Source organism: Burkholderia sp. 28_3, from assembly GCF_003253915.1.
Lineage (GTDB): Bacteria > Pseudomonadota > Gammaproteobacteria > Burkholderiales > Burkholderiaceae > Burkholderia > Burkholderia cenocepacia.
The window spans coordinates 221,524-245,156 of record NZ_QKZF01000008.1; the positions used below are offsets into that span (position 1 = coordinate 221,524).

Genomic DNA, 23,633 nt, shown 5'->3' on the forward strand with positions numbered 1-23,633 from the left:
CGTTCCGCCCCGGCGCCATGACGCCATCGCGCCGCGATCCGCGCCGCAACGTCCGAACCTGATGTATCGTGGCGCGAAGCGTACGCTTCGTTGCCCGCCCCGCACCGGTCGTCGGTCATGCGATCGGCTGCGACAGGCAACGGCTCGCGCACGATGCTCCGCAACACGAAAGCCGTCCGGCGCCCGTGCGCGCCCGGCCGAGCCCCGTTCACCCGTCCGGAATCCTTCGCCATGAAAAAGCTTGTGAACCGCCCGTCCGACGTCGTGCGAGAAATGCTGGAAGGCATCGCGCGACAATCGCCGCATCTCGCGATCCTCGGCGACGAGCACGTGCTCGTCCGCCAGCCGCTGCCCGAGCCGTCGCAGCGGCCGGTCGCGGTCCTGTCCGGCGGCGGCAGCGGCCACGAACCCGCGCACGGCGGCTATGTCGGCGAAGGGATGCTGAGCGCGGCCGTGTGCGGCGAAGTGTTCACGTCGCCGTCGACCGACGCCGTGCTCGCCGCGATCCGCGCGAGCGCCGGCCCGAACGGCGCGCTGCTGATCGTGAAGAACTACACCGGCGACCGGCTCAATTTCGGGCTCGCCGCCGAGCTTGCGCGTGCGGAAGGCATTCCGGTCGAAACCGTCATCGTCGCCGACGACGTGTCGCTGCGCGGCCGCGTCGAGCGCGGCCAGCGACGCGGGATCGCCGGCACCGTGCTGATCCACAAGCTCGCGGGCGCCGCCGCCGCGCGCGGGCTGCCGCTGGCCCGCGTCGCGAGCATCGCGCGCGACGCGGCGGCCGAGCTCGGCACGATGGGCGTCGCGCTCGACGGCTGCACGATCCCGGGCGCCGACAAATCGGGCTTCAGCCTCGCCGATCACGAGATCGAGCTGGGCCTCGGCATCCACGGCGAGAAAGGCGTCGAGCGCCGCGCGCCGCTGCCGGCCGATGCGCTGGCCGATACGCTGCTGTCGAGCATCGTCGCCGATCTCGTGCTCGACCGCGACGAACGCGTCGCGCTGTTCGTCAACGGTCTCGGCGCGACGCCGGACATGGAACTCGCGATCGTGCTGCGCGCCGCGTTCGACAACCTGAGCCGGCGCGGCATCGTCGTCGCGCGCGCGTGGGCCGGCACGTTCCTGTCCGCGCTGAACATGCCGGGCTGCTCGATCTCGGTGCTGCGGCTGAACGACGAACGCGCGGCGCTGCTCGACGCGCCGACGCAGGCGCGCGCGTGGCCGGGCGGCGGCCTCGTGAACACGCGGATTCGCGTGGCCGCGGCCGCGTCGCAGGACGCGCCGCCGCCGCCGCTCGATGCGGCCGGCCGCGCATGGGCCGCGCGCCTGCAACCGGCGCTGCACGCCGTGGCGCAGACGCTGATCGATCACGAGCAGATGCTGACGGATCTCGATGCGGCGGCCGGCGACGGCGATCTCGGCGCGAGCATGCGGCGCGCCGCGCACGCGATTCTCCAACTACCCGACACCGCGTACGGCACGCCGTCCGGTGCGCTCGCGGCGCTCGGCGCCGCGTTGCGCCGCGCGATCGCCGGCAGCTCCGGGCCGTTCTATGCGACCGCGCTGCTGCGCGCGTCGCGCCGGCTGGCCGATCTCGCCGAGCCGTCGCCGCGCGACTGGGCCGCGGCATTCCGCGCGGCGGTCGATGCGATCGGCGAACTCGGCGGCGCGCAGGCAGGCGACCGGACGATGCTCGATGCGCTGGTGCCGGCCGTCGATGCATTCAGCCGTGCGCTCGACGGCGATCGCGATCCCGCGAGTGCCTGGACGGCGGCCGTGGAAGCGGCCGAGCGAGGCGCGGAGGACACGGCGCGCATGACGCCGCGCGCGGGACGGGCCAGCTATCTCGGCGAGCGCGCGATCGGCACGCCGGATGGCGGGGCGGTGGCCGTGTCGTACTGGTTGCGGGCGTTGCTGCCGCACGTGCGCTGAACGGTGGCGGCGCGCGCGTCAGCCCGGCGTGCGCGCGTTTTTCGGCCCGGACACGAGAGAGAACGGCACGCGGGCCGCGCGGCCCATCGGCGGCCGGACCGGCATGGCGGAAGCCGTCGTCAGGTTCATGGTCGCGTCGCGCACGGCGGATGGCCGCGCTTTCGCCATGCACATGCGTGCCGCCTACCCGCTCACCCGTTCCCGTCGAACCGGTACAGCGCCGCCGGTGTATCGACCAGTACCTGTCTGCGTCCGGCCTCGTCCGGCAGCAGCGTCGCCAGATACCGGTATGCGAGCGCATCGTCGACGGCCTTCTCGTATCCGACATGCGGCCAGTCGCTACCCCACACGAGCCGCACATAAGCGTTTCGCATGCGGCTTCGCACCAATTCAACGCGGTGCGGCGGCGCCCACCGCCGGCCGCGCCGCCGGCGCGCGCGGTGCCGGACGGGTTTCCGGCATCCGCCAGTACACGATCAGCGAAATCGCCGCGCACGCCGCCACGTACCAGAAGAACATCGTCTCGTTGCCGCCCGCCTTCAGCCGCAGCGCGACGAACTCCGTCGTGCCGCCGAGGATCGCCGTCGTCAGCGCATAAGGCAGCCCGACCGCCAGTGCGCGGATCTGCGGCGGGAACAGCTCGGCCTTGACCAGCATGTGCACCGACGTGAAGCCGCTCAGCACGACGAGCCCCGCGAACACCAGTGCGAACGCGGCTAGCGGCTCGTGCACATGCCCGAGCGTCGTGAAGATCGGCACCGACAGCAGCGTGCCGCCGAGCCCGAACCACAGCAGCACCGGCCGGCGCCCGACGCGATCCGATACGAGGCCGAACAGCGGCTGCAGCGGCATGTACAGCAACAGCGCGAGCGTGCAGATCCAGGTCGCCGTTTCCTTGTGCAGGCCGACCGAGTTGACCAGGTACTTCTGCATATAGACGGTGTACGTATAGAACGCGACGGTGCCGCCGATCGTGATGCCGATCGCGAGCAGCAGTTCGCGCCAGTGCGCCGCGAGATCGGCCGTCACGCGCGTCTTCGCCGCGCGCGCCCGGCTTGCGACGAATGCATCGCTCTCGACGACGTTGCGGCGCATGTACAGCGCGAACAGCGCCAGCACGCCGCCGACGAAGAACGGAATCCGCCACGCCCAGCGCTCGATGTCGTGCGTGCCGGCGAAGATCCGCTGCATCGCCAGCATCAGCCCGAGCGCGACGAGCTGGCCCGCGACCACGCTCACCTGCAGGAAGCCGACGTAGAAGCCGCGCCGGTTCGGCGGTGCGATCTCGCTCAGGTAGGTCGCGCTGGTGCCGTACTCGCCGCCCATGCTGAGGCCCTGCAAGAGCCGCGCGGCGACGAGCAGCGCCGGCGCGAGCATGCCGATCGTCGCGTAGCCGGGCGTGACGGCGATCAGCATCGAGCCCGCGCACATCGCGAGCACCGATTTCGTCAGCGCGGCCTTGCGCCCGTGCCGGTCCGCGTACAGGCCGACGAGCCAGCTTCCCGCCGGCCGCGCGACGTAGCCGACCGCCGCGATCGCCGCGGTATTCATCAGTTGCACGGTCGGCCGGTCGGCGGGAAAGAACGACGGCGCGAAATAGATCGAGAAGATGCTGTATGCGAGGAAGTCGTACCACTCGATCAGGTTGCCGGCGAGCCCGCCGACGATCGAGCCGATGCGCGGCGGCGCGTCGCCCGCCCCGGTTGGGGAAGTTGTCACGGTTGTCTCCTGTTCGTTCTGTTTCGGGCGGCCGGCAGGCGGCCGCCCGTGCCGCATGCCGGCCTTACGGCTGCCCGGCCGCGTAGCGTGCGTCGAGCGCGTCGAAGCGCGCCTTGTCGACGAGCCGCTGCCGTTCCGCGAACGGCGCGACGAGCGCGGGGTTTTCGTCGAGCCGGCCCGTGTCGCGCAATTCGGTCAGCGCGGCCTGCATCCCGTGCACCGCGCCCTGCAACGCCGCATTCGCGTACAGCACGACGCCGTAACCGAGGCGCGCCAGTTCGTCGCGCGAGCGGGTCGGCGTCTTGCCGCCGATCACGATGTTGATCAGTTGCGGCGTATCGAACAGCGCGGGCAGCCGTTCGACGTCCTCCGGCGTGTCCATCGCCTCGATGAACAGCACGTCGGCGCCCGCTTGCGCATAGCGGTGCGCGCGCTCGATCGCGTCGTCGATGCCGTGCACGGCGGCCGCATCGGTGCGCGCGACGACCAGCAGGTTCGGATCGACGCGCGCGTCGACGGCCGCCTTCAGCTTGCCGACCATTTCCGCGGCCGGAATCACTTCCTTGCCCGCGAAGTGGCCGCATTTCTTCGGCAGCACCTGATCCTCGAGCTGGATCGCATCGGCGCCGCTGCGCTCGAGCGTGCGCACCGTATGCAGCACGTTCAGCGCGTTGCCGAAACCGGTATCGGCATCGACCATCAGCGGCAAATCGACGGCGTCGCGCACGCGCGCGGTGTGCTCGGCCAGTTCGCCGAGCCCGACGAAGCCGAGATCCGGCAAGCCGAGCGACATGTTGGTGACGCCGGCGCCGCTCAGGTACAGCGCGCCGAAGCCCAGATCGGCGGCGATCCGCGCGCTGAGCGCATTGAACGTGCCGGCGACGAGCAGCCCCTGGCGGGCGGCGATGCTGCGCCGGAAAGCGGCGCGACGAAGGGCGGTGGAATCGGTCATGCGAGGCCTCATTGGTCGAAACGAAACAGGGTGCGCGGCGAGTCGCGCAACACGCGCGCGCGTTCGCCGGCATCGGGCAGCCAGCGTTCGAGCGCCGCGCAGGTCGCGCCGAAATCGACACGTTCGCGATGCTGCGTATGCGGCCAGTCGCTGCCCCACACGAGCCGCTCCGGCGTGAACGCGCCGCGCAGCGCCTGCGCCGCGCCGAGCGCGGTGTCGGTGCCGTCGCCGGTCAGGCTGTTCCGGTACGCGGCCGACAGCTTGACCCACACGCGCCCGGTATCGGCAAGCGACAGCAGATGACGGAAGCCCGGATCGCGTTCGCCGAGCGCCGGCGACGGGCGGCCGAAATGGTCGATCACGAGCGTGCACGATTGCGCAAGCAGGCTCGCGGCGATCGCATGCAGGTCGGCCGCGTCGCGATGAATCTCGACATGCCAGCCGAGCGCGTTGATGCGTGCGAACAGCGCGCGCCACACCCGCGTGCCGAAATCCGGAATCGGCAGGCCGACCAGATTGAGCCGCATGCCCACGACGCCCGCGCGGTCGAGCGCGGCGAGCGCGTCGTCGTCGATCACCGGATCGACGACCGCGACGCCGCGAAAGCGGCTCGGGTAGCGCCGCAGCACGTCGACGAAGAACGTATTGTCGGTGCCGAGAAAGCTCGGCTGCACCAGCACCGCGTGCGTGATGCCGTGTGCGGCGAGATGCGCGACGTACGCGTCGAGCGACGCATCGTAGTCGGGCGCATGGCGCACGACCGGCGCGAGCGGCAGGCCGCGCGCAAACACGTGCGCATGGGCGTCGACCGCCGCGACGGCCGTCGATGACGCGTACCACGCGGCCGTATCCGGCGCCGCTGAAACCGGTTCGACCGGCGGATTGACTGCTCGATCCATGACGACTTGCCTGCAAGAGGAGCCCGGCCCGGCAGCGGGCGACAGGCGACGGAATGAACGAAGGACGAAAACTACAGCGATGCGCCGGCGCGCGCGTCGCCGTCGGCGCCCGGCCCGGCAGCCGCGTCGGGCAGACGGCGCCCGCGCGTTTCCGGCAGGAACCACACCGCGATCACGACGAGCCCGTACGCGATGCCCGCGTCGATGCCGAGCGCCGTGCCGAGCGGCAGCGATTCGCCCATCCGCCCGACCAGCACCGGAAAGCCCGCCGACACGATGCGGCCGAAGTTGTAGCAGAACCCGACGCCGCGGCCGCGCACGTTTTGCGGATATAGCTCGTTGAACAGCGTGCCGAGCGTCGCCGGGATGCCGGCCGAGCACAACCCGAGCGGGAACCCGAGCAGCAGCATCGCGACGTCGTTCAGCGGCAGGAACACGTACAGGTTCACCATCACCGCGCAACACGCGGCGAACAGCATCACGTTGCGACGCCGGCCAATCCGGTCCTGCAAATACGCGCTCAGGAAACAGCCGCAGATGAACGCGACGATCACGACCGCGAGATACGCGCCGGTGCCGAGCACCGACAGGTGCCGCTCGGTCTTCAGGTAGGTCGGCAGCCAGATCGTGATCGCGTGATAGCCGCCGTGCGCGCCGACGCCGATCAGGCCGCCGACCACCGTCGTGCGCAGCACCGACCGGTCGAAGATGCCCACCGTCGGCGCATCGTCCCGGTGCGCGGGCGCAGGCGTCGCGCGCGGCGGCTCGGAAATCGCGCGGCGGATATACAGCACCAGCAGCGCAGGCAGCGCGCCGATCGCGAACAGCACGCGCCACGCCCACTCGGACGGCAGCCACGCGAACACGATCATGTACAGCAGCACCGCCGCGCCCCAGCCGAATCCCCACGCGCTCTGCACGACGCCCATCGCCTTGCCGCGATGGCGTGCGCCGACCGTCTCCGCGAGCAGCACCGCGCCCGCGGTCCATTCGCCGCCGAAGCCGAGCCCTTGCAACGCCTTCAGCACCAGCAACTGCTCGAAGTTCTGCGCGAACGCGCTGAGGAACGTGAAGGCGGAGAACCAGCACACGGTGATCTGCAGCGCCCGCACGCGCCCGTAGCGATCCGCGATCGCGCCGGCCAGCAGGCCGCCGAGCGCGCCCGACACGAGCGTCGCGCCGCCGATCAGGCCGGCCTGCCCCTTGCCGATGCTCCAGGTCGCGAGCAGCGCCGGGATCACGAGGCTGAACATCTGCGTGTCGAGCCCGTCGAGCGCCCAGCCGGCAAAGCAGCCGCGCAACGTGCGCCGTTCGGTCGTCGAGAGTTCGCGCATCCAGGTCAACGGAGGTCTCCTCGTGTCGTCGCCGTGCGTCGCCTGAGCGCGCCGCTATCGGAGGCGCGGCCGGGTTCGACGACGCCCGATGTGCATCCTATGAATCATTTGGATAATTCGCTACTATGTTTCGAATAATTATTCATAACACACGCTTATGGAAATCAGGCACGTCCGCTACTTCCTCGCGATCGCGGATTCCGGCAGCTTTACGCGCGCCGCCAGCGAGCTGGGCATTGCGCAGCCGGCGCTCAGCCAGGCGCTGAACCGGATGGAAAAGGAGCTGGGGGTCCGGCTGTTCGACCGGTCGCGGCGCGGCGCGACGCTCACGCCGGCCGGGCTCGCGATGGTCGACGATCTGCGCCTGAGCGTCGCGCGGCTCGACGCGGCCGCGCACCGGGCGGGCGAAATCGGCGCGCAGCGCGCCGGGTGCCTGACCATCGGCTTCGTCAGCGCGGCGCTGTTCGACACGCTGCCGCGCGCGATCCGTGCGCTGCGCGAAAGCGCGCCCGACGTCGAGCTGGTGATGCGCGAGATGAGCAATGCCGAGCAGGCGATCGCGCTCGAGCGCGGCGAAATCGACATCGGGCTGCTGCATACGCCGGTCGCGGTGAACGGCCGGATGCGCGAGCAGCTGATCCGGCGCGATCCACTCGTCGCGGTGCTGCCGAAGGCGTTCCCGCGCCAACCCGACGGCACGGTGACGCTGGCCGATCTGGCCGCGGCCGGCCTCGTGTGGTTTCCGCACGATCAACTGCCGCTGATCCGCGCCGGTATCCTCAGCGCGTTCCGCCAGGCCGGGCATCCGGTCGACATCGTGCTCGACGTGAACCGCACGCTGACGGTCGTCGCATGCGTGGCCGCCGGCTGCGGCGTATCGCTGCTGCCGACGTCGATCCACGCGTTCGCGTTCGACGGGGTCGCGTACAGCCCGATCCGCGACGGCGCCGCGCTGCCGAATTTCGAACTCAGCGCGATCTGGCCCGCACGGTCGCGCCCGACGCTCGCCGACCGTTTCGCCGCGCTGCTGCCGTCGGCCGATACGCGGTCCTGAGCATCCGGCCCGCCGCCACACGGGCCGCCCCGCCACGGGAAAACCCCGATCCCCACATCGTCCTATGACATCGGGCATCGCGAATTGGCGGGATTACTTTGATCCTCGTCGGCGCCCGCCCGGGCGCATGCTGATAGCGAGGATCCCTCATGCGATACGTGCCATCGTGGACTTCCGTTTCCGCCGCGTCGTCGATTCCCGACGATGCGACCACCCAACGCGGCGAGGAGCCGCACAGTCTGCCGCGGGTCGCGATCGCGGCCGCCGCCCTCGGCAATGCGACCGAATGGTTCGATTACGGTATTTACGCGTACGGCCTCGCGTACATTTCCGCCGCGCTGTTTCCCGGCAACACCGCGAGCGCGACGCTGTTCGCACTCGGCACGTTCGCGATCTCGTTCCTGATCCGCCCGCTCGGCGGCCTGTTCTGGGGCCCGCTCGGCGACCGGCTCGGCCGCAAGCGCGTGCTCGCGCTGACGGTGCTGACGATGTCGGGCGCGACGTTGCTCGTCGGCGTGCTGCCGAGCTATGCGACGGCCGGCTGGCTCGCACCGGCCGCGCTGATCGTGCTGCGCATGGTGCAGGGCTTCTCGACCGGCGGCGAATACGGCGGTGCGGCAACCTTCATCGCCGAATACGCGCCCGATTCGCGGCGCGGCCTGTGCGGCAGCTTCCTCGAATTCGCGACGCTCGCCGGCTTCTCGCTCGGTGCGTTCCTGATGCTCGGCTTCGCGCTGCTGCTCGGCGATTCGGCGATGCATGCGTGGGGCTGGCGCCTGCCGTTCCTGGTCGCCGCGCCGCTCGGCCTGATCGGCTTCTACCTGCGCTCGCGCCTGGAGGAAACGCCGGTGTTCCGCGAACTCGAGGAACAGGCGCACCGCCGCGAGCAAAGTGCGACGGCCGCGCTGCCGATCCGGCTGCTGCTGGTGCGCTATGCGAAGCCGCTGGTGCTGCTCGGCGGGCTCGTCGTCGCGCTGAACGTCGTCAACTACGTGCTGCTTGCATACATGCCGACCTACATGCACAAGGAACTCGGCGTCAGCGAGAACATGTCGCTGCTGATTCCGCTGATCGGCATGCTCGCGATGATGGTGCTGCTGCCGTTCGCCGGCTGGCTGTCCGATCGCGTCGGCCGCAAGACGATGTGGTGGATCTCGCTCGTCGGGCTGTTCGTCGCGGCCGTGCCGATGTTCACGCTGATGACGCACGGTCCGCTCGGCGCGTTCATCGGCTTCGCGGTGCTCGGCGTGCTGTACGTGCCGCAGCTCGCCACCATTTCCGCGATGTTCCCGGCGATGTTCCCGACCCACGTCCGCTATGCGGGCATGGCGATCGCGTACAACGTGTCGACGTCGCTGTTCGGCGGCACCGCGCCGATCGTCAACGACTGGCTGATCGGCAAGACCGGCAACGCGCTGATTCCCGCGTACTACATGATGGCTGCGTGCGCGGTCGGGCTGGTCGCGCTGCTGGCGGTGATCGAGACGCGCGGGTGTTCGCTGCGCGGCGACACGCTTCCCGGTCAGCCGGGCTGACCCGCGCGCCGGCGGCGCCCGGCTTCCCATAAACGGCATCCATCGCATCGCCCGCCGTCCGGCCACGGACGGCGGGCGATGTGCATTTCGGGCGGCCGAAACCGCCGCCGGATTGTTGTCGTCCGGACAACACGATGTGCCCCCGTGCGGCGCTGTCGGCGGGTGCGGGCCGTCACTACAATCGCTGACACGCTCGATCGGAATCCGGGCGCACCGAAGCGCGACCTTCACGATCGCGCTCGCGAACCGCTCTGCTCGGCGCAGTGCGGACTACCTTACTCGAAGAACAGGATTACTGAACATGAACGCACCCATCCGCAACGTCCAGCCGGTCATCGCCCGCCTGGGCCACGAAGGTTCGGGCGAGCTCGTTTCGTCCCGCTACGCCGTGCGCATCGGCGCAGTCGACGTCGTACTGATCAGCGACGGCGTGTTGCCGCTGCCGACTTCCACCATGTCCACCAACGTGAGCGAAACAGACCGCAATGCGTGGTTCGACGGCCGTTTCCTGCAACGCGACATGTTCGACTGGGCGCTCAACATCGCGCTCGTGCGCAGCGCCGATCGCCTGATCCTGATCGACTCGGGCGTGGGCGACGGTTTCGAATACTTCACGCGCGCCGGGCGCTCGGTGATGCGCCTTGAATCGGCCGGCATCGACCTGGCCGCGATCACCGATATCGTGATTACGCACATGCACATGGATCACGTCGGCGGGCTGAACGTCGACGGCGTCAAGGCGAAGCTGAACCCCGACGTCCGCATTCACGTATCGGCCGCGGAAGTGGCGTTCTGGGAGAATCCAGACTTCAGCAAGACGGTGATGCCGGAAACCGTGCCGCCCGCGCTGCGCAAGGCGGCAGCGCGGTTCATGGCACTCTACGGCGAAAACATCGTGCAATTCGATCGCACCGTGGAAGTCGCCGCGGGCGTGTCGGCGCGGGTGACGGGCGGACATACGCCGGGGCACTGCGTGGTCGACGTCGCATCGAACGGGGAAAAGCTGACGTTCGCGGGCGACGCGATTTTCGAAGTGAACTTCGACCACCCCGACTGGCAAAACGGCTTCGAACACGATCCGGACGCGGCGGTCGACGTGCGTCTCGCGCTGTTCAACGAAGCGGCCGACACCGGCGCACTGCTGGCCGCCGCCCATGTCGCGTTCCCGTCCATCGGCCATGTTGCGCGAAACGGCGACGGATTCCGTTTCGTGCCGGTCGTGTGGGATTACTGAGTGACGATCGGTAGCCGACGCGCACCGCAGGCGATGCACTGACGGTTTGCTCGAACCGTATCCGTACCGGCAAGAAAAAACGCCGCCGCATTTGCATGCGGCGGCGTCATCTCGCGCGCCGAGGCGCGCATCAGCACCGCTCGAACGTCACGCGACGGCCGACAGGTTCCGCTCGGCGACCTCGTCCACCGCATCCTTGACGATCGCGACGATCTCGTCAGCCTCCGCACGCGTCATCACGAGCGGCGGCGCAAAGCCGAGAATGTCGCCGTGCGGCATCGCCCGCGCGATCACGCCGCGCTGCAACGCGGCCGCCGACACCTGCGCACCGATCTTCAGCGCGGGATCGAACGGCGTGCGCGCGTCCTTGTCGGCCATGAATTCGAGCGCGGCCAGCATGCCGACGCTGCGCACCTCGCCGACGAGCGGATGCGCGCCGAATGCGTCGCGCAGCTTCGCGCCGAAGTAGCCGCCGACGTCGGCCGCGTTGCCGACCAGGTTCTCGCGCTCGAGGATCGCGAGGTTCGCGAGCGCGGCGGCCGCGCATACCGGATGACCGGAATACGTCCAGCCGTGCCCCATCGGCCCGTGTTCCTGCGAGCCGCGCGCGATCACGTCCCACACCTTCTCGCCGACGATCACGCCCGACAGCGGCGCATACGCGCTCGTCAGCCCTTTCGCGACGGTAATCAGGTCGGGCTCGATCCCGAAGTGCTGCGCGCCCATCTTCGAGCCGAGCCGCCCGAACCCGCACACGACTTCATCGGAGATCAGCAGGATGTCGTGCTTGCGCAGCACGGCCTGGATCGCGGGCCAGTAGCCGGCCGGCGGTTCGATGATGCCGCCCGTGCCCATCACCGGCTCCGCGATGAACGCGGCGACCGTATCGGCGCCCTCGCGGGCGATCAGCTTCTCGAGCTCGTCGACGCAGTACGCGACGAACTGCGCCTCGCTCATGCCGGCCGGCGCCTTGCGATACCAGTGCGGACACACCGTATGCTTCACGCGGTCGATCGGCAGGTCGAAATGCTGGTGAAAGCTCGGCAGGCCCGTGAGGCTGCCCGTCACGATGCCCGAGCCGTGATAGCCGCGCTCGCGCGAGATGATCTTCTTCTTGTTCGGGCGGCCGAGCACGTTGTTGTAGTACCAGACGATCTTGACCTGCGTCTCGTTCGCGTCGGAACCCGACATCCCGTAATAGACCTTCTTCATCCCCGCCGGCGACCAGTCGATGATCCGCGACGACAACTCGATGATCGCGTCCGACGCGTGGCCGACGTACGTGTGGTAGTACGCGAGCTGCTTCGCCTGTTCGTACATCGCGTCGGCCACTTCGGTGCGGCCATAGCCGATGTTCACGCAATAGAGGCCGGCGAACGCGTCGATGTAGCGCTTGCCCTGGTGATCCTCGATGCGGATGCCTTCGCCGCCGCGCACGATCTTGCCCGGCAGCGCGCCGGTCTCGTGGTCGTATGCGTGCGTCGACGGGTGCATGAAGTGGGCACGGTCCTCGCGCAGCAGTGCGTCGATCGATTTCGTCATGATGAGCTCCTTTGAATGGGTCAGGCCGTCGCCGCAACAGGCAGGCCGAGATTGCCGAGGCAGAAGTACTTGGTTTCCGTGAACGGCTCGAAGCCTTCGGCGCCGCCTTCGCGCCCGAGGCCCGACGCCTTCATCCCGCCGAACGGGATCGGCGCACCGGTGAATTTCACGCCGTTGACCGACACCATCGCGAAATCGAGCCGCCGCACCAGCTGGAAGATCGTGTCGATGCGGGTCGCGCACACGTACGCGGCGAGGCCGTACTCGGTGTCGTTGGCCGTTTCGACCGCTTCGTCGAGCGTGTCGAACGCGCTGACGGCCGAGATCGGCGCGAAGTTTTCCTCGTCGACCACGCGCATGCCGGGCGCGGCATCCGCGATCACGGTCGGCTCGTAGAACCAGCCGCCGAGCGCGTGCGGCCGGCCGCCCGCGACGATGCGTGCGCCGCGTGCCCGCGCATCCTCGACCCGCGCCACGGTCGCGTCGAACGCGGCCTGGTGCATCAACGGACCGATGTCCACGCCCGGCTCGAACGCGGGGCCCGTCTTCAGCGCCCGCACCGCGTGCGCATACCGTTCGACGAACGTGTCGTACAGCGGTCGGGCGACGAGCATCCGGTTCGCCGCGCAGCAGTCCTGGCCGGACGTCTGGAACTTCGCGCCGACGGCAACCTGTACCGCCTGGTCGACGTCCGCATCCTCGGTCACGATGAACGGCGCATTGCCGCCCAGTTCGAGCGCGATCTTGCGGATGCCGGCCTTCGCGGCGGTTTCGGTCACGAGCCGGCCGACGCGCGTCGAGCCGGTGAAGCTCACCGCACGCACGCGCGCATCGCCGACCAGCGTTTCCATCGCCATCTGCGGTTCGCCGAGCACGACGTTGAACACGCCGGCCGGCAAGCCGGCCTCGTCAGCGAGTTGCGCGAGCGCGAGCGCCGAGAACGGCGTTTCGTGCGCGGGCTTCACGACCACGGCGCACCCGACCGCGATCGCGGCCGCCGCCTTGCGCGTGATCATCGCGGCCGGGAAATTCCACGGCGTGATCAGCGCGGCGACGCCGACCGGCTCCATCACGGTGCCGAGATGCGCGCCGTCGATATGCGTCGGGATCGTGCGACCCGCGACGCGTTTCGCCTCGCTCGCGAACCATTCGACGAAGCTCGCCGCATAGCGGATCTCGCCGCGCGCTTCGGCCAGCGGCTTGCCCTGTTCCAGCGACAGCAGCGCGGCCAGATCGTCGACGTGACGCAGGATCAGCGCATGCCAGCGCAGCAACGCCGCGCTGCGCACCGCTTGCGGCGTCCAGCGCCAGGTCTCGTACGCGCGCTGCGCGGCGTCGACGGCCGCGACGATCTGTGCGCGTTCGAGCATCGGCACGTGGCCGATCACGGCCTGGTCCGCGGGGTTCACGACGGCGACCGTCGCGGCACTGTCGCTGTGGATCCAGCGACCGTCGACATAGCAGGTCGACTTGAACAGAACGGGGTGTCCGGGCAGCATGCTGCGTCTCCTCGTTGGTGGGCACGGACTTCATTGTGTCGCGCCGGCGCATGCGGAAATTTCGGTTTGCACGGCCGGAAATGCCGGTTTTTTCCGTATTGCCGCGCGTCGGCGCGAACTTTTACAGCCAGTCCGGCGCGCCGCCGGATTCGCACTTCACGACCTTCGTCACGATGTACGTGAAGTAGCGCTCGATGCCGAGGTCTTCCATCAGCAGCGCATCGATGAAGCGCTGGTAATGGTCGATGTCGCGCGCGACCACGTGCAGCACGTAGTCGACGCCGCCACCCGTCGCGTAGCACTGCGCGACCTCGGGTGCCGCGGCCACGCGATCCTCGAAGCGCCGCATGTCGGGCGCGGTGTGCCGCGACAGCGTCACCTCGACGACGATGCGGCTGCCCGAGAACGCGCCGATCCAGTCGACGTCCGCGCGATAGCCGCGAATCACGCCGCTTTCCTCCAGCTTGCGCACGCGCTCCCATGCCGGCGAAATCGACAGGTTCACGGCCTCGGCGAGCTTCGACTTCGTGATGCGCCCGTCGCGCTCGAGCAGGCGCAGGATCGCGAGGTCGTATCGGTCGAGCTTGATCACGTCGTGCGCGTCCTCATACGGCCACCGGAATGTTGCGCTCGACGATGTCGGCCACCACCGCGACCGTGTCGCCGGGCTGTACGATGCCCGGGAAGTGCCGGGCCGCGAGCAGCCCGCGCCGCCGCGCGACGTATTCGACCGGCGCGACGCCCGTGCGGTCGACGGCGTGCACGCGCGCGAGCACGTCGCCGGCGTCGACCTCGGTGCCGAGATCGCGGCACATCTCGAGCAGCCCGTGATGCTCGCTCGTCGTGAAGCACGAACCGTCCGGCATGTCGAGCAGCGTCGTCGTACGTGGCGCGTTGCCGTCCACGACGTCCTTCGCGATCACGCCCGCATGCGCGAGAAATCCGTACACGCCGCGCTCGGCGATCGCGACGCTCGCCGCCGTCGACGTGCCGCCGCCGCCCAGCTCGGTCGACACGAACACCTTGCCGGCTTCCTCGGCCGCGCTGTCGTAGAGGCCGACGCTGTCGAGTTCCAGCATGCGCATCGAATACGGCGCGCCGAACGCGCGCATCGCACGCTCGCAGCGCGCTTCCTGCTCGCGATCCTCCAGCACGTGAATCGCCGCGAACGGCACGAAGTCGAGCGTGCGGCCGCCCGCGTGAATGTCGAGCACGTGCGTCGCGAGCGGCAGCAGGTGGCGCTGGAAGTAATCGGCGATCTTCTCGGTCACGGTGCCGTCCGGCCGGCCCGGGAAGCTGCGGTTCAGGTTGCCGGCATCGATCGGCGACGTGCGGCAGCCGGCGCGGAACGCCGGATAGTTCATGAACGGCACGACGATCACGCGGCCGGTCACGTCGGCCGCCTTCAGCGAACCGGCGAGCTTCGACAGCGCGACCGGCCCCTCGTATTCGTCGCCGTGGTTGCCGCCGGTCAGCAACACCGTCGGCCCGTCGCCGCGCTTCACGACGGTCACCGGAATCATGATCGCGCCCCACGCGGAATCGTCGCGCGAGTAAGGCAGCTTCAGGAAGCCGTGCTGTTCGCCGTCCGCGTCGAAATCGACGGTCGGCGTAATCGGGGAAGCACGCATCGCCCTACTCCTTCACGAACAGCTTGCGCGGCACGTTGCAGAACGTCTCGACGCCGGTCTCAGTGATCAGGATGCTTTCCGTGATCTCCAGCCCCCAGTCGTCGAGCCACAGCCCCGGCATGAAATGGAACGTCATGCCGGGTTCGAGCACCGTCCGGTCGCCCGGACGCAGGCTCATCGTGCGCTCGCCCCAGTCGGGCGGATAGCTTGCACCGATCGGATAGCCGCAGCGGCTGTCCTTCTCGATGCCCGCGCGGCGCAGCACCGCGAAGAACGCGTTCGCGATGTCCTCGCACACGTTGCCCGGCTTCGCTGCCGCGAGCCCGGCCTCGATGCCCTCGACCACCGCGCGCTCGCCTTCGATGAAGTGCGCGGGCGGCTTGCCGAGATAGACGGTGCGCGACAGCGGGCAGTGATAGCGGCGGTAGCAGCCGGCGATCTCGAAGAACGTGCCGGCGCCGCGCGCGAACGTCGAGTCGTCCCAGGTCAGGTGCGGCGCGGCAGCATCCGCGCCGGTGGGCAACAGCGGCACGATCGCCGGATAGTCGCCGCCGAAGCCGTCCGCGCCGCCGATCCCGGTCGCATAGATCTGCGCGACCAGGTCGCTTTTCTTCATGCCCGGCTCGATCGTCTCGACGATGTGCGCGTGCATCCGTTCGACGATGCGGGCGGCCACGCGCATGTACTCGATCTCGCGCGGGGACTTCACCGCGCGCTGCCAGTTGACGAGCGCGGTCGCATCGACCCAGCGCGCGCCCGGCAGATGCCGCTGCAGCGACGCGTACGCCGCCGCGCTGAAGTAGTAGTTGTCGAGCTCGACGCCGATGCGCAGCGTGCTCCAGCCGCGCGCCGCGATCACCTCGGTCGACAGGTAATCCATCGGATGGCGCGCGCTCGACTGCACGTAATGATCGGGGTAGCCGACGATGTTTTCGTGCGCCATGAACGCGGTGCGCTTCGCGCCGTTCGCGTCCTGGCTGCGGCCGAACCACACGGGTTCGCCGTCCAGTGCAAGCAGCACGCACTGGTGCACGTAGAACGACCAGCCGTCATAGCCGGTCAGCCAGCCCATGTTGGTCGGGTCGGTGACGATCAGCAGGTCGATGCCGGCCCGCTCCATCGCCGCACGCGTCTTCGCGATCCGCGCAGCATATTCGCTGCGCGCGAACGCGAGACGCGGCGCGGCTTCGTTGGTTTCGATGACTGCGGCCATCTGTCTCCTCTCAAGTCGTGAGGTCGTTGTGAAAAATCGTGCCCGCTTCGGCCGCGCGGGCGCGCTGCAGCGCGAGCACGGCGATCGCGGTGTCCTGCGCGCCGGTGCCGGTCAGGTCGCAGATCGTGATGTCGTCGCGATGCGTGCGGCCTTCGCGCCGGCCGGCGATGATTTCGCCGAGCTCCGGAAACACCGCATCGGCCGCGACCACGCCAGCCGCGATCGCATGCGCGAGCTCGCCGGCCACGCGGGTCTGCTGCAGCCGGTCGCAGAAATAGCGTGCCGCGCCGAACACCGACGGCGCGAGTTCGGTCTTGTAATCGGCGTCCGAACCCATCGCCGTCACGTGCAGCCCGGGATGCAAGTCCTCCGCGTGCACGAGCGGCGCGCGGCTCGGCGTGGTCGTCACCGCGATGTCCGCGTCGGCCAGCGCCGCATGCACCGAGCGCGCGACCGTCGCATCGATGCCGTGCGTCGCGCGCACGTCGGCCGCGAACTGCGCGGCCCGCGCGGTGTCGCGCGCCCACACCGTCACGTGGGTGATGTCGCGCACCAACCTCAGCGCGGCGAGTTGCAACCGCGCCTGCTCGCCCGCACCGATGATCGCCGCGCGGTGCGCATCGGCGCGCGCGAGCCGGCGCGCGGCCACGGCGCCGGCCGCCGCGGTGCGCACGGCCGTCAGGTAGCCGTTGTCGAGCAGCACGGCCTCGGTCAGGCCGGTGCGGGCCGACAGCACGAGCATCAGCCCGTTCAGGCTCGGCAGCCCGAGCGACGGATTGTCGAAGAAGCCGGGGCTGACCTTGATCGCGAAGCTGTCGAAGCGCGGCAGGTACGCGGTCTTCACGTCCACTTCGGCGTGGCGCGCCGGCAGCGCGAGATTCAGGATCGGCGGCATCACGACGGCGTCGGTCGCGAGCGACGCGAACGCGGCCTCGACCTGGTCGATCGCGGCGAGATCGAGCGACACCAGCGCACGCAATTGCGCCTGGCCGAGCAACGTGACGGGATGGGCCATGTCAGTGCTCCGAAACGAGCCGGCGATGCGCGGCCATGTCGATGTTCGCGCCGCTCACGACGACCACGATCGGGCCGCCGCGATCGCGGCGCACGATCCGCTCGTCCAGCAATGCGGCGAGGCCGACCGCGCCGGCGCCTTCGACGACGAGCCGTTCTTCCCGATACGCATGCGCGATGCCGCGCGCGATCGACGGCTCGTCGAGCAGCACGACGTCGTCGGCCAGCGCGCGCGTCATGTCGAACGTGTAGCGGTTGTCGAGGCCAATGCCGCCGCCGAGCGAATCGGCCAGCGTCGGCTGCTCGTCGACGTCGACCGGGCGGCCGGCCGCGAGGCTCGCATGCATCGCGGCGCCGCGCGCCATCGAGACGCCGATCACCTCGATCGGCGGCCGGATCGCCTTCGCGGCAAACGCGACGCCGCTAAACAGGCCGCCGCCCGACAGCGGCACGACGAGCGTCGCGGTATCGGGCAGCGCTTCCAGAATCTCGACGCCGATCGTCGCCTGGCCGGCGATGATGCGCGGATCGTCGAACGGCGGCACGTACGCGTAGCCTTCGTCGCGCACCAGCCGCCGCGCTTCGACCTGCGCGTCGTCCTGGCTGTCGCCGACGATCACCACGCGCGCGCCGAGCGCCGCGACCGCGTCGACCTTGTTGGCCGGCACGAGCGACGACATGCAGACGGCCGCGTCGATGCCGAGCGCGCGTGCCGCATGCGCGACCGCGCGGCCGTGGTTGCCGGTGGACGCGGTGACCACGCGCGTCACGCGCTGCGCGGCAAGTTCCGCGAGCGCGTTGGTCGCGCCGCGCAGCTTGAAGCTGCCGGTCGGCTGCAGCGTTTCGAGCTTCAGATGAACGGGGGCGCCGACCCGCGCGGACAGCGCGGCGGACGCGACGAGCGGCGTACCGTCGGCGCGCCCGGCGAGGCGGCGGCGCGCGCGGTAGACGTCGGACAGCGACAGGAAAGACATGGAACGCACGCCTCGCGACGAATGTGATGCGATCCAGTCTAATGTTCCAAATCTCGCTTTCGAATGTCCTGATACATTGCGCGCGACATCGCGGCAGCGCCGCCGGTTCAGTGGAAATCGTTCAGGTGCGGATACTGTTCGAACACGCCGGCGATCGTTTCGAGCGCCGCGTTGCACGCGGCATCGGACGTTTCGGCGCCGATGCACACGCGCACCGCGTTCGGCCGCTCCGTGCCGCCGACGAGAAACGGATCGGGCGACGTCACCGCGATCTTGCGGGTGCGCAATTCGCGCACGATCCGCTCGGCCTGCCAGTAGTCGGGCACGCGCAGCCAGGCCGACAGCGCGTTCGGGTGCGCACCGAGCACATACGGCCCCAGCGCGGCCTTCACCATCTCCTGACGCACGGCGAGCCGCTGGCGCTGCAGTTCGACGAGCCGCCGCGCGGTGCCGTCGGCGATCCAGCGCGTCGCGATCTCCGCGATCGGCGACGTCGCCATCCAGCTGCTCACGCGCAGCACGCTCTCGACGCGCAACGCGAGCCGCCGCGGCATCGCGAGATAGCCGGTGCGCAATCCGGTCAGCACCGATTTCGTCATGCTCGTGCAGTAGAAGCCGAGCTCCGGAATCAGGCTCGCGATCGGCGTGCCCGTCTTCTCGGGCAGCGGACCGTACACGTCGTCCTCGATCACGTACACGCCGTAGCGCGTCGCGATGCGCGCGATCGAGCGCCGCCGCGACTCGGTCATCATCGACACGGTAGGGTTATTGAGGGTCGGCGTGCAGACGAGCGCGCTGATCCGCTCGCCGTCGCACATCTCCTCGAAATGTTCGGGACGGATGCCGTGCTCGTCCATCTCGAGCCCCTTCAGCGTAAACCCGAGCACGTTCGCGGAGCCGATCACGCCGTGATCGGTCAGGCTCTCGCACAACACGGTATCACCCGGCCCGACGATCGACGCGAGCGCGAGAAAGATCCCGTGCGCCGCGCCGTTCGTGACCAGCAGCGATTCGCGGTGCACCGGCATGTTCAGCGACGCGAGCCACGCGGCGCCGGCGTCGCGATGCGCATCCAGCCCGGCGATCGGCCGGAACGAGCGGATCCACGGCTGGTCGTCGGTGCCGGCCAGCGCGGCGCACACGCCGCGCCACGCGGCATCGTGCTCCGGCGTGTGCACGATGCGGGCGATCGAGAAGTCGACCAGTTCGCGCTCGGTCGTATCGAGGATGTAGTTCGACATCGATTCGGTCACGCGCGCGGCCACGAAGCTGCCGCGGCCGACCTCGCAGCGGATCAGCCCCTGGCGCTCCAGCTCCTTGTACGCATTGGTGACGGTCTGCACGCTGACGCCGAGGCTCGATGCGACGTCGCGCTGCGGCGCGAGCCGGGCGCCCGGCGCGAGCGCGCCGTTCTCGATGTCGCTGGCGATCGCCTTCACGAGCCGCTTGTATTTCGACTCGATGCCGTGCACCGCGCCGATCGCGTCGCGCCAGCCTGCCGATACCTCCGTCCGTCCCATCTCGATGTCTCCGTCGTGGCTTCCGCATGGTCGCTCAGAAAGACACCCCGAAAATATTGTCCTAGTGCAATCGCGCGCGAAAGCAGGACTTACGGGTCGAATCGAGCGAGGCAATCGGCGTGCCCGGGACGGAGACGAATCCGGCACCTTTATCGTTCGGACCCATGTCGCGGGCCGCCTACCCGCGCAGAACCCGCCGCGCCTTCAGGATCACCGGCATGTCGACCATCCTGCCGTCGAGCGCCACGGCCGCACCGCCGCTCGCGTCGACGGCATCGAGCACGCGCCGCGCCCACGCCTGTTCCGCGTCGGTCCATGCATACGCGCGATGCACCGCGTCGATCTGCTTCGGATGAATGCACAGTTTCCCGCCGAAGCCGAAGCCCCGCGCGTAGCGCGCATGCCGTTCGATCGCGGCCGGATCGTCGATGACCGTCGACACGCCGTCGACCGGCGGCGCGATCCCCGCCAGCCGCGACGCGAGCACGATCCGCGAGCGGAACGCGTTCAGCGCTTCGCCGTCGCCGTCGATCCCGAGATCGACCTGGAAATCGAGCGTGCCGAACGCCACGCGCACGACGCGCGGCGCCGCACACACCTGGTCGAGCCCCGCGATGCCGGTCGCCGTCTCGACGATCGGCAGCAGTTCGAGTGCGCGATGCGCATGCGCGAGCACCGCGTCCACCTGCGCACGCGTGTCGCACTTCGGCAGCATCACGCCGGCCACGCCCGGATGCGCGGCGAGCGCCGCGAGGTCGTCGGCGAACCATGCGGTGTCGGCCGCGTTCACGCGCACCCACACGGGCCGCGCGGCATCGAGCTGCGCGACGACCGCATCGCGCGCCGCCGGCTTGCCGTCCGGCGGCACGGCATCCTCGAGATCGACGATCACCGCGTCGGCGCCGGCCGCGCGCGCCTTCTCGAAGCGCTCCGGACGATTGCCGGGAACGAACAGCCACGAACGGGCGGACGCGGACGTCATGCCGAGGCCTCCGGAAACAGCGTGCCGATCGCATCGCACGATGCGACCAGCCACGCGTCGGCAAGGAGCCGCTCGACCTCGGCGCCGGACGCCGCGCCCGAGAACGCGGCGAGCGTGCGTACCTTGCGCGCGATCTCGTCGCGCGACAGCGTGTTGCCCGGATCGCCCTTCGGCTCGTCGACGCGGCCCGTGAACGTGCGGCCGTCGCGCGTCGTGACCGTGACCTTGCCGATCCAGCGCGCCGGATACGCGCGATCGACTTCGTCGTCGAACGCCATCGACACGCGGTCGCGGAACGCGGCGACGTGGGCAGCCGCGTAATCGCGCTCGAATTCGTCGACGCCCGCGTGCCCGTGCAACGCGGCCAGCGCGAGCACGGTGCCCATGTTGAACTTCGCCTGATGCACGGTGCGCGGCACCGTGACCGCGCCGAGCACATCGAGCGCACCCTGGTGCACGTGCGTGACGACCGTCCCGATGTCCGCCGCCGCCAGCCGCTCGCGCGCCATCACCGCGAGCAGCGCGTCGGCGGCCGGATGCGTGTGGCGGCACGACGCGTGATACTTGAACGACGTTTCCGCGGTCGCCCAGCGCGCGCCGAGCCGGTCGGTCAGGCGGGCCGGGTCCGCATCGGTCGACATGCCGGCCGCCATCCCCTGCGCGCCTTCGAGAATCCGCGTGGCGCCGCGAAACCCGTCGCGCGCGAGCTCGGCCGCCATCAGCCCGTTCGCGGCGGCCATCGCCGTATGCAGCTGCTTCGAATCGGCCGCATCGCGCAGGAATTCCCACAATCCGCTCGCCTGCGTGCCGGCCGAGCCGAACGCATCGAGCATCCGTTCCGGCGGCAACCCGAGCAGCCGCCCGGCCGTCGCGGCGGCCGCCACCGTGCCGGCGGTGCCGGTCGTATGGAACACCTTGTAGTGCGAACGCCCGAGAAACTCGCCGACGCGGATGCCGACTTCATAGCCGGCGACCGCCGCCGCGATGAAGTCGCGCCCGCTCGCGCCGCGGGCCTGCGCCAGCGCGAGCGCGACCGGAAACACGACGGTCGCCGGATGAAACACCGCGCCGTTGTGCACGTCGTCCTGTTCCGCGAAATGCGATGCCGCGCCGTTCGTCATCGCCGCGAAGTACGGTGTCGCGGGCGTGCGGTCGATCAGCACGTCGGCCGTGCCGGGCCCGCCGGGCGAGCCGCCCGCGCGGCGCGCGAACGCCGCGATCGTCTCGACCGGGCGCGCGCCCTTGCCGGCCAGCGCGGAGCCGAGCCAGTCGACGTAGAGGTTGACGGTGCGCGCGACGACGTCGGCGGGAATCGCGTCGAAGCGCAGCTGCGACGCGAACGTCGCGAGCGTGCGGCCGGGGGCGGTGGCAATGGCGGGAATCGGATGGGTCATCGTCGTCGTGAAAGCGGAATCAGATCGTGCCGTTCGCGCGCAGCGCGGCGATCCGCGCGCGGTCGTAGCCGAGTTCGGCGAGGATCGCATCGGTATGCTGGCCGAGCGCCGGCACCGCATCCATGCGCGGCTCGACGCCGGCGGGCAGCCCCGGCGGCAACAGCGCGGGCACCGGGCCCGCGGCCGTGTCGACGCTGCGCCAGCGCTCGCGCGCCTGCAATTGCGGGTGCCGCCATACGTCGTCGAGCGTGTTCATCTGCGCGTTCGCGATGCCGGCCGCGTCGAGCCGCTGCATCACTTCGGCGGCCGTCAGCGTCGCGAACGCATCGACGATCAGCGCGTCGACCGCGTCGCGCGCCGCATGCCGTTTCGAATTCGCGTTGAAACGCGGATCGTCGGCGAGCGCCGGCTGCCGCAGCACCTGCTCGCAGAACAGCTTCCATTCGCGCTCGTTCTGCAGCCCGAGCATCACGGTCTTGCCGTCGCCGGCCGGGAACGGGCCGTACGGACAGATCGTCGCGTGCGACGCGCCCGACGGCGCGGGCGGGCTTTGCCCGTCGATCGCGTAGTAGAGCGGGTAGCCCATCCACTCGACCATGCTCTCCAGCATCGATACGTCGATCCGGCACCCTGCGCCGGTGCGGCCGCGCATCAGCAGCGCGCTCAGGATGTTCGTGTACGCGTACATGCCGGCCGCGATGTCCGCGATCGAGCAGCCGGCCTTCGCCGGTTGCCCGGGCGAGCCCGTGATCGACAGGAACCCGGCTTCGCTCTGGATCAGCAGGTCGTACGCCTTGCGGTCGCGATACGGGCCGTCGTCGCCGTAACCCGAGATGTCGCAGACGATCAGGCGCGGATGCGTGTGCTTCAACGCGTCGTAGCCGAGCCCGAGACGCTCGGCCGCACCGGGCGCGAGATTCTGCACGAGCACGTCGGCATCCGCGAGCAGCGCGTCGAGCACGGCCGCCGCAGCGGGCTGCTTGACGTCGAGCGTCAGGCTCTCCTTCGAGCGGTTCACCCACACGAAGTGCGACGACAGCCCGTGCACGCGTTCGTCGTAGCCGCGCGCGAAATCGCCGCTGCCCGGCCGTTCGATCTTGATCACGCGCGCGCCGAGATCGGCGAGCTGGCGCGTGCAGAACGGCGCCGCGATCGCATGTTCGAGGGTGATTACCTTGATGCCGTCGAGGGGTCGCATCGTCGGC

General features: G+C 69.7%; 20 protein-coding genes. 4 read left to right on the forward strand and 16 right to left on the reverse strand.

Annotated features, from left to right (window positions below):
- Positions 1-231: 231 nt before the first annotated feature.
- Positions 232-1,932 (forward strand): dihydroxyacetone kinase subunit DhaL, encoded by a 1,701-nt coding sequence (gene dhaL, locus DFS13_RS19470; RefSeq protein ID WP_111442009.1) that lies wholly within the window; start codon positions 232-234, stop codon positions 1,930-1,932.
- A 191-nt stretch (positions 1,933-2,123) separates the two neighbouring features.
- Here the strand turns inward: dhaL and DFS13_RS19475 are convergent, their stop codons facing one another.
- The 5 genes from DFS13_RS19475 to DFS13_RS19495 form a co-directional block, all read right to left on the reverse strand.
- Positions 2,124-2,306 carry an amidohydrolase family protein gene (locus DFS13_RS19475; protein ID WP_241308505.1) on the reverse strand — a complete coding sequence of 61 codons (183 nt, stop codon included), beginning with the start codon at positions 2,304-2,306 and terminating at the stop codon, positions 2,124-2,126.
- 16 nt (positions 2,307-2,322) lie between these two features.
- The gene (locus tag DFS13_RS19480; RefSeq protein WP_006489636.1) at positions 2,323-3,708 is read right to left on the reverse strand and encodes an MFS transporter; all 1,386 of its coding nucleotides are present in this window, start codon (positions 3,706-3,708) and stop codon (positions 2,323-2,325) included.
- 7 nt (positions 3,709-3,715) lie between these two features.
- A complete protein-coding gene (locus DFS13_RS19485; protein WP_006489642.1) occupies positions 3,716-4,603 on the reverse strand; it encodes an oxaloacetate decarboxylase in 888 nt (295 codons plus the stop codon).
- Between the two features lie 8 nt (positions 4,604-4,611).
- Positions 4,612-5,502 carry an amidohydrolase gene (locus DFS13_RS19490; protein WP_006497867.1) on the reverse strand — a complete coding sequence of 297 codons (891 nt, stop codon included), beginning with the start codon at positions 5,500-5,502 and terminating at the stop codon, positions 4,612-4,614.
- A 71-nt stretch (positions 5,503-5,573) separates the two neighbouring features.
- Entirely contained in the window at positions 5,574-6,836 is a 1,263-nt protein-coding gene (locus DFS13_RS19495) for an MFS transporter (RefSeq protein ID WP_370539154.1), read from the reverse strand.
- A gap of 157 nt (positions 6,837-6,993) precedes the next feature.
- On the opposite strand from DFS13_RS19495, the gene DFS13_RS19500 reads away from it, so the two are divergent.
- The 3 genes from DFS13_RS19500 to DFS13_RS19510 all read left to right on the forward strand — a co-directional run bounded on the left by DFS13_RS19500 (position 6,994) and on the right by DFS13_RS19510 (position 10,659).
- Positions 6,994-7,890 carry a LysR family transcriptional regulator gene (locus tag DFS13_RS19500; protein ID WP_111442010.1) on the forward strand — a complete coding sequence of 299 codons (897 nt, stop codon included), beginning with the start codon at positions 6,994-6,996 and terminating at the stop codon, positions 7,888-7,890.
- Between the two features lie 149 nt (positions 7,891-8,039).
- On the forward strand, positions 8,040-9,425 hold the full coding sequence (locus DFS13_RS19505) for an MFS transporter (RefSeq protein WP_006497865.1): 1,386 nt from the start codon (positions 8,040-8,042) through the stop codon (positions 9,423-9,425).
- A gap of 301 nt (positions 9,426-9,726) precedes the next feature.
- Entirely contained in the window at positions 9,727-10,659 is a 933-nt protein-coding gene (locus DFS13_RS19510; protein ID WP_111442011.1) for an MBL fold metallo-hydrolase, read from the forward strand.
- Between the two features lie 147 nt (positions 10,660-10,806).
- Here the strand turns inward: DFS13_RS19510 and DFS13_RS19515 are convergent, their stop codons facing one another.
- The 11 genes from DFS13_RS19515 to DFS13_RS19565 form a co-directional block, all read right to left on the reverse strand.
- Positions 10,807-12,201 (reverse strand): aspartate aminotransferase family protein, encoded by a 1,395-nt coding sequence (locus DFS13_RS19515; protein ID WP_006489628.1) that lies wholly within the window; start codon positions 12,199-12,201, stop codon positions 10,807-10,809.
- Between the two features lie 20 nt (positions 12,202-12,221).
- Positions 12,222-13,700 carry an NAD-dependent succinate-semialdehyde dehydrogenase gene (locus DFS13_RS19520; protein ID WP_006497861.1) on the reverse strand — a complete coding sequence of 493 codons (1,479 nt, stop codon included), beginning with the start codon at positions 13,698-13,700 and terminating at the stop codon, positions 12,222-12,224.
- Between the two features lie 121 nt (positions 13,701-13,821).
- Positions 13,822-14,292, reverse strand: a complete 471-nt coding sequence (locus DFS13_RS19525; RefSeq protein ID WP_006497860.1) for an Lrp/AsnC family transcriptional regulator — start codon at positions 14,290-14,292, stop codon at positions 13,822-13,824.
- A 13-nt stretch (positions 14,293-14,305) separates the two neighbouring features.
- Positions 14,306-15,331 carry a N(2)-acetyl-L-2,4-diaminobutanoate deacetylase DoeB gene (gene doeB / locus DFS13_RS19530; RefSeq protein WP_006489637.1) on the reverse strand — a complete coding sequence of 342 codons (1,026 nt, stop codon included), beginning with the start codon at positions 15,329-15,331 and terminating at the stop codon, positions 14,306-14,308.
- 4 nt (positions 15,332-15,335) lie between these two features.
- Positions 15,336-16,544, reverse strand: a complete 1,209-nt coding sequence (doeA, locus tag DFS13_RS19535; protein ID WP_006489634.1) for an ectoine hydrolase DoeA — start codon at positions 16,542-16,544, stop codon at positions 15,336-15,338.
- Positions 16,545-16,554: 10 nt separating this feature from the next.
- The gene (locus DFS13_RS19540) at positions 16,555-17,559 is read right to left on the reverse strand and encodes a cyclodeaminase (protein WP_111442012.1); all 1,005 of its coding nucleotides are present in this window, start codon (positions 17,557-17,559) and stop codon (positions 16,555-16,557) included.
- Between the two features lies 1 nt (position 17,560).
- Entirely contained in the window at positions 17,561-18,532 is a 972-nt protein-coding gene (gene eutB / locus DFS13_RS19545; RefSeq protein ID WP_006482160.1) for a hydroxyectoine utilization dehydratase EutB, read from the reverse strand.
- Between the two features lie 107 nt (positions 18,533-18,639).
- Positions 18,640-20,052 carry a PLP-dependent aminotransferase family protein gene (locus tag DFS13_RS19550; RefSeq protein WP_006482158.1) on the reverse strand — a complete coding sequence of 471 codons (1,413 nt, stop codon included), beginning with the start codon at positions 20,050-20,052 and terminating at the stop codon, positions 18,640-18,642.
- Positions 20,053-20,230: 178 nt separating this feature from the next.
- Complete coding sequence (locus DFS13_RS19555; RefSeq protein ID WP_111442013.1) at positions 20,231-21,034, reverse strand: CoA ester lyase; 804 nt, start codon at positions 21,032-21,034, stop codon at positions 20,231-20,233.
- Entirely contained in the window at positions 21,031-22,428 is a 1,398-nt protein-coding gene (locus DFS13_RS19560; protein WP_111442014.1) for an MmgE/PrpD family protein, read from the reverse strand. Before DFS13_RS19560 ends, DFS13_RS19555 begins: the two co-directional genes overlap by 4 nt.
- Before the next feature lie 19 nt (positions 22,429-22,447).
- Positions 22,448-23,626 carry a CaiB/BaiF CoA-transferase family protein gene (locus DFS13_RS19565; RefSeq protein ID WP_006482159.1) on the reverse strand — a complete coding sequence of 393 codons (1,179 nt, stop codon included), beginning with the start codon at positions 23,624-23,626 and terminating at the stop codon, positions 22,448-22,450.
- Positions 23,627-23,633: the final 7 nt, after the last annotated feature.